The sequence below is a fragment of the Streptomyces sp. NPDC056296 genome, from assembly GCF_042268605.1.
Taxonomy (GTDB): domain Bacteria; phylum Actinomycetota; class Actinomycetes; order Streptomycetales; family Streptomycetaceae; genus Streptomyces.
Map to the genome: position 1 here is coordinate 86,882 of NZ_JBHJRX010000039.1, position 6,000 is coordinate 92,881.

General features: G+C 70.9%; 3 protein-coding genes. 1 reads left to right on the forward strand and 2 read right to left on the reverse strand.

Annotated elements, in window-relative coordinates:
• Positions 1–273: 273 nt before the first annotated feature.
• A complete protein-coding gene (locus ACFCZF_RS26790) occupies positions 274–1,698 on the reverse strand; it encodes an amidase (protein ID WP_376673800.1) in 1,425 nt (474 codons plus the stop codon).
• 55 nt (positions 1,699–1,753) lie between these two features.
• Complete coding sequence (locus ACFCZF_RS26795) at positions 1,754–2,509, reverse strand: thioesterase II family protein (RefSeq protein ID WP_376673801.1); 756 nt, start codon at positions 2,507–2,509, stop codon at positions 1,754–1,756.
• Positions 2,510–2,961: 452 nt separating this feature from the next.
• Between ACFCZF_RS26795 and ACFCZF_RS26800 the strand changes: the two genes are divergently transcribed.
• The coding region (locus tag ACFCZF_RS26800; RefSeq protein WP_376673802.1) for a beta-ketoacyl synthase N-terminal-like domain-containing protein at positions 2,962–6,000 on the forward strand (3,039 nt) is incomplete at its 3' end.

The window sequence follows — 6,000 nt, forward strand, 5'->3', positions numbered from 1 at the left end:
AGCCCGGGGCGCCGGCTCGGACATCAGCTCGTGGTCCGCGCCACTCGTGGCACTCACGGCGGCCTCACCGGCCTCGATGTCATTCGTCACATCAGTCATCAAGTGCCACTTTCACTTGGAGAGTTATGTCATTCTCCGTACAGACTCCGTCGCCGCCGGCCGCTTCGCCACGGTGAAGGTGCACCAGCGGCTGATCCGCACGCGGGCGGGACAGTCGTCTGACGGACCGAGGGGGCGAGCGTCGGCCCCGACCCCGGAGAGTCCGCGGCGCGCTCAGCCGACGTAGATCAGAGGGGTGCGGTCCCGCCAGGGAACGGCCTGCTCCAGCTGCGCGGCCACCTGGAGCAGCAGGTCCTCAGCGCCGTGCGTGGCAACCATCTGCACGCCGATGGGCAGGCCCTCGCGGCTCTGGCCCAGCGGGAGGCTGATCGCCGGGTGGCCCGACACGTTGAACGTGGCGGTAAAGGGACCGTACGTGAACAGGCGGTGCAGCCACGAGCGCGCCGAGTGCCCGTCGTGGTCGTAGTCGAGTGTCCCGTGGGGCGCGGGCAGACGGCCGAGCGTGGGCGTCAGGAGCAGGTCGTACTCCTGGAAGAAACGTCCGAGGGACCGCGTCACCTCGTTCTGCGCCTGCGTCGCGGCCATCACGTCGAGCAGCGTGAACTCCTCGGTCTCAGTGAGTAGACGCCGCGAGACCGCTTCCAGCTTCGCGGGGTCGGGCCTGCGGGGTGCGCCGCGCAGTACGGCGCCGCCGGTGGTGACGACCGTCAGCATCGCGGCCTCGATGACGGCGTGGCCGTCGACGTCCGGCCCGGCCTCGGTCACCGCATGGCCGATCCACTCCAGGACCTGGCCCGCGGTGACCGCCGCGTCGGCGACCTGGGGGTCCACGGTGCCGCCCGTCCACGGCTCGGTGGTCAGGGCGATCCGCAGCCGTCCGGGGTCGGCGCGGATGGCCTGGGCATATGGCCGGGCGGGTGGCGGCGCCTGGTACTTGTCGCCGACGGCGGGCGCGCAGACGGCGTCCAGGAGGTGGGCGGTGTCCCGCACGGTGCGTGTGACCGCGAACTCCACCAATTGCCCGAAGGCGACTTCTCCGCTGGTCGGCCCGCACGGCGTGCGCCCGAGGCCCGGCTTGAGCCCGACGAGGCCGCACGACGAGGCCGGGACGCGAATGGACCCGCCCGCGTCGCTCGCGTGCGCCAACGGCACCGCGCCTGCCGCGACCAGGGCGGCCGCCCCGCCGCTCGACCCGCCCACGCCGCGTTTGGGGTTCCAGGGGTTGCGCGTCGGGCCGTAGCGCACCGACTCGGTCGCGAAGTTCAGGCCGAACTCCGGCGCGGTGCTCTGCCCGAGCGCCACCAGGCCCGCGGCGCGGAACCGGGCCATCAGGTCGTGGTCGGCGAGCGCGTAGGCGCCTTCGAGGGCACGGCTGCCGAGAGTGAAGGGCACACCCTGCGCGAAGGGCCCGCTGTCCTTGATGACGAACGGCACCCCGCCGAAGGGGCCCTCGGGCTCATGGGCGAGGGACGGGTCGAACGGCGGCTGCGTCAGGGCGTTGAGATCGTCGTCGGCCTGCTTCAAGGCGAGCCGCGCGCAGTCCTCGACCTCGGCCGCGGTCACCTGGCGCGTCCGTATCAGCTCACGCAGCCCCACCGCGTCGAAGGACGCGTACTCGTCGAGCTCCAGCGCTCCCACTCCTCGTTCTCTGTGTGCTGTCAGTTGCGGTCGTGTGCGCCAGTAGGCGGAAGGGTCAGCAGCCCGGGGCAGTGGCGCCGAGGTGGTCGGTGATCTCCCGCACGATCGACTCGGTGTGATCGCTGAGGAAGAAGTGACTACCAGGGAAGACACGCAACTGGAACGGCGCCACGGTGTGCTGCGCCCAAGCCCTGGCCTCGGCGACCTCGACCAAAGGGTCGCTGTCGCCGGTCAGCGCGAGGACCGGGCAGTTCAAGGGCGGCCCGGGCCGGTAGTGGTACGTCTCGATGGCGCGGTAATCGCCGCGCATGGCGGGCAGCACCATGGTCAGGACCGCCTCGTCGGCGAGCAGCTCCGAGTCGGTGCCGCTCAGCCGCCGCAGCTCCTCGACGAGCCCTTGGTCGTCGCGCAGGTGCACATGCTCCTCGCGCTGCCGTGACGGCGCCCGCCGCCCGGACACGAAAAGACCGCGCAGGACGACACCGCGTGCCTCCAGACGCCGGGCCACCTCGAAGGCGACCGTGGCGCCCATGCTGTGCCCGAAGAACGTCAGCGGTCTGTGGGCCCAGCGCTCGAGCTCATCGGTGAGCTGGTCCGCGAGGGTCGAGATATCCGTGACGCACGGTTCTTGAAAGCGATCCTGCCGACCGGGGTACTGCACGGCCAGCACGTCCGCCGCCGGGGAGAGCGCGGCCGAGAACGGGAAGTAGTACGTCGCCGAGCCGCCCGCGTGCGGGAAGCAGACGACGCGGTCGCGCGTCTCCGGTGCCGGATGGAACCGCCGGACCCAGGCGCTGCCGGTAGCTGCCATCACCTTGCCTCTTCTCCCCATCGTGCCAGTGGCGACGGCCGGCCGGGTGGTGCCCAGTCCTGCCGACGGTGCTCGCGCACGACTGATGCGCGGGCGAGGGCTACCCTAAGCGCCCCGCCCCCGACGTGACACCGGAGGGGGGCCCGGAGTGCTGAGGTAATATTTCGAGCCGCTGCGGCCACCGGCTCATGGCTCCGTCCCCGCAACTCGCACCCACTGGATCTTCGGGTCACCAGTGAGTTCTCAAGCGGAACTGGTGATGGCGGAGGAGGCGTGGAGAATCGATGCTTGACAGCTGGTCAATTCATAACGCAGCGTTGGGTGACAGTCGTCAACGAGTAGGCTGGTAGGCAGCTGCACGACGGTCGAAAATGCTGGGCACGGGGGACGGGGCGTACATGCACATGGTTCAGCAGAGCTATGACGTAATTCGGCATGCCCGCCTCTCCGACATGCCGCGTCTTCTCGAACTCGAGGAGTTGTGCTGGCCCGAACCGTTGCGTGTCTCCCCGAAAATCATCCGGCGGCGCCTTATCTCCTATCCCGTCGGTCAGTTCGTCGTCGAGTCCGAGGGCGTGGTGCACGCGGTCATCTACTCCCAGCGCATCGGGAGTCCGGACGACGTGTTCTCCGTGACCTTCGACACCGCCGACTGTTTGCACCGGCCCGAGGGCCCGGTCGCGCAAGTCCTCTCGCTGAACGTCGACCCCTCGAAGCAGAGCCTCCGTTTCGGCGACATGCTGCTGGAGCACCTGCTGATGTGCGCCGAAGGGGAACCGTTTGTGCAAACCGCTGTCGGTGTGACCCGGTGCCGGGACTTCAGCCGGCATCCAGACGCAGAGCTGGCCGCGTACATACGCGCGACGAACGTTCAGGGCCGCTGCCTGGACACCGTCCTGCGCATGCACCAACTGCACGGCGCCGAGATCCGCGCGCTCGTGCCGGGATATCGGCCGGGCGATCTGGTCAACGAGGGAAATGGTGTACTCGTCGTCTACGATCTGTCGAACCGCCGGGAACGAGTGCGAAACCTCCATAGCGAAGGACAGAAGCCCGCAGCGGTCCTCATTCCGTCGAACGGAAAACTCGAGGAGGAGATACGCGACCTATTCGACGCGATACTCGGCGGTGACTACGAGGGAATCGAGCACCCTCTGGAAAGCCCCCTCTTCGAGCTGGGATTCGACTCGGCGGGGCTTCTGGATCTTCAGGAAAAGATCGAGTCCCGATACGGAATCGCGCTCGCCCCGCTCTTCTTCTTCGAGCACAACACCGGCGCCCTGATCGTTTCCTATCTGCAAGATCTCAGAGGCCCGGAAGATCGCGGCGACGAGGAAGCAGGCCACGCGCCGGACGCCCCGCCCTCCGCCGCGCCCACGCGGCCCGGGCGCTCCGACGAATCCCGCGACGTGGCGATCATCGGCACCGCCTGTCGGCTGCCCGGCGGCATCGAGGACCGCGCCGGACTGTGGGGGCTGCTCACCTCCGGCGGCAGCGCGATCGGCACCCTGCCCGAGGGGCGTTGGCAGTGGCCTGACGGAACCGGACCCGACACTCACCCCGCCATCGACCGGGGCGGCTTCGTCGCCGACGCCGGGGCGTTCGAGGCGGGCCTGTTCCGCGTCACCCCGTACGAGGCGCGGCATATGGACCCGCAGCAGCGCTGGACTCTCGAGCTGGCCTGGGCCTGCCTGGAAGACGCCGGATACGCGCCGAGCGGTGTCTCGGGTACGCGGATGGGTGTCTTCGTCGGCGCCAGTGGCTCGGACTACCAGCGCCTCATGGACACCATCGGCCTCCCCGTGCGCGCGCACAGTGGCCTGGCGACCTCCATGGCCGTCATCGCCAACCGCGTCTCGTACTTCTTCGACCTGCGCGGCCCGAGCGTGCAACTCGACACAGCCTGCTCCAGCTCACTCGTGGCCGTGCACACTGCCCTGCGCGCGCTACGCGCGGGGGAGTGCGACACAGCCCTGGTCGGCGGCGTCAACGTGCTTTGCCACCCGGCCAACAGCGTCGCCTACCACCAGGCGGGCATGCTGTCGCCCGACGGGCGGTGCAAGACCTTCGATGCCTCGGCGAACGGCTATGTGCGCTCCGAGGGCGGTGTCGCCCTGCTCCTGAAGCCGCTCGCCGCCGCGCTCGCCGACGGCGACACGGTGCACGCCGTCATCAAAGGCAGCGCCACCAACCACGGTGGCCGGGCGGGCGGCCTGACCGTGCCCAGCGCCGCCCTCCAGGCGAGCCTCGTCGAAGCCGCTCTCGCCGACGCGGGCGTGAGCGCACGCGACATCGGCTACGTGGAGGCGCACGGCACCGGCACCGCGCTCGGCGACCCCATCGAAGTCCAGGGGCTCACCAAGGCGTTCGCCGGAAGCGACGCCCTCTGCGCGCTCGGCTCGGTGAAGACGAACCTGGGCCACCTGGAAGCCGCCGCGGGCATCACCGGACTGCTGAAGACGGTCCTCGCCCTCCAGCACCGGCAGCTCCCCGCCTCGCTGCACTACGAGCGCCCCAACCCGCACATCGACCTGGACGCCTCGCCGTTCTCCGTCGTGACCCGGCTCTCCAACTGGGACCTCGACAGGCGCCCCGCCCGCCTGGCCGGGATCAGCAGCTTCGGCTCGGGCGGCAGCAACGCCCACGTCGTCGTCGAGGAGTTCCCGCGAGCCGGGGCCGCGCCGGACGCGGGCAGCCGGGGCGCCGACGGGACCTCGATGGTGGTCCTGTCTGCCCGCAACACCCCCCAACTGCAGCGTCAGGCCCAGCGCCTACTCGACCACCTTCGGCAGGAGCGGCCGGCCGACGCCGACCTGCGGGACATCGCGTACACCACACAGGTGGGCCGCGCGGAACTGCCCGAGCGGCTCGGCCTGCCGGTGACGAGCGTCGCCTCCCTCACCGCGCTCCTCGAAGACGTCGTGGCAGGCGACGACACCTCGCCCGCCGTCCTGCGCGGCCGCGCCGAGCGGGATGCCGGGGACACCGAGGGTCACGGCCCCGGCGCGGCGGCGGAGGACGTCCTGGCTGCCTGGGTGCGCGGTGCCCGCGTCGACTGGGAGGCGCACCACGAAGGCGGGCCCCGGCCGCGCCGCGTCCCGCTGCCCACGCACGCCTTCGACCGCGACCACTACTGGATCGGCGACGAGCCCGCCGACGCCTCCCCGCGCGCCAGTGCGGACCGGCACACCGGGGCGTCCACGCCGCCCCGGCACCCGCTGCTCCACCGCGAGGCGCCGGACGGGGACGCCCTCGCCGTCTTCGAATCCACCCTCACCGCGGAGGACTTCTTCCTGCGCGACCACCGGGTCGCGGGCGAGCCGGTGCTGCCCGCCGCCGCCTCCCTGGAGCTGGCGCGCGAGGCCGCGAGCCGCACCCTGCCCGACGCCGACGCCGACGCCGACGCCGACGCCGACGCCGACGCCGACGCCGACGCCGACGCCGACGCCGACGCCGAGGTCGACGCCGACGCCGGCGCCGACGTACAGGAC

Bases quoted from the DNA above. Each gene is read 5' to 3' on its own strand.
- ACFCZF_RS26795 (WP_376673801.1), bottom strand. From the start codon at position 2,509: ATGGCAGCTACCGGCAGCGCCTGGGTCCGGCGGTTCCATCCGGCACCG.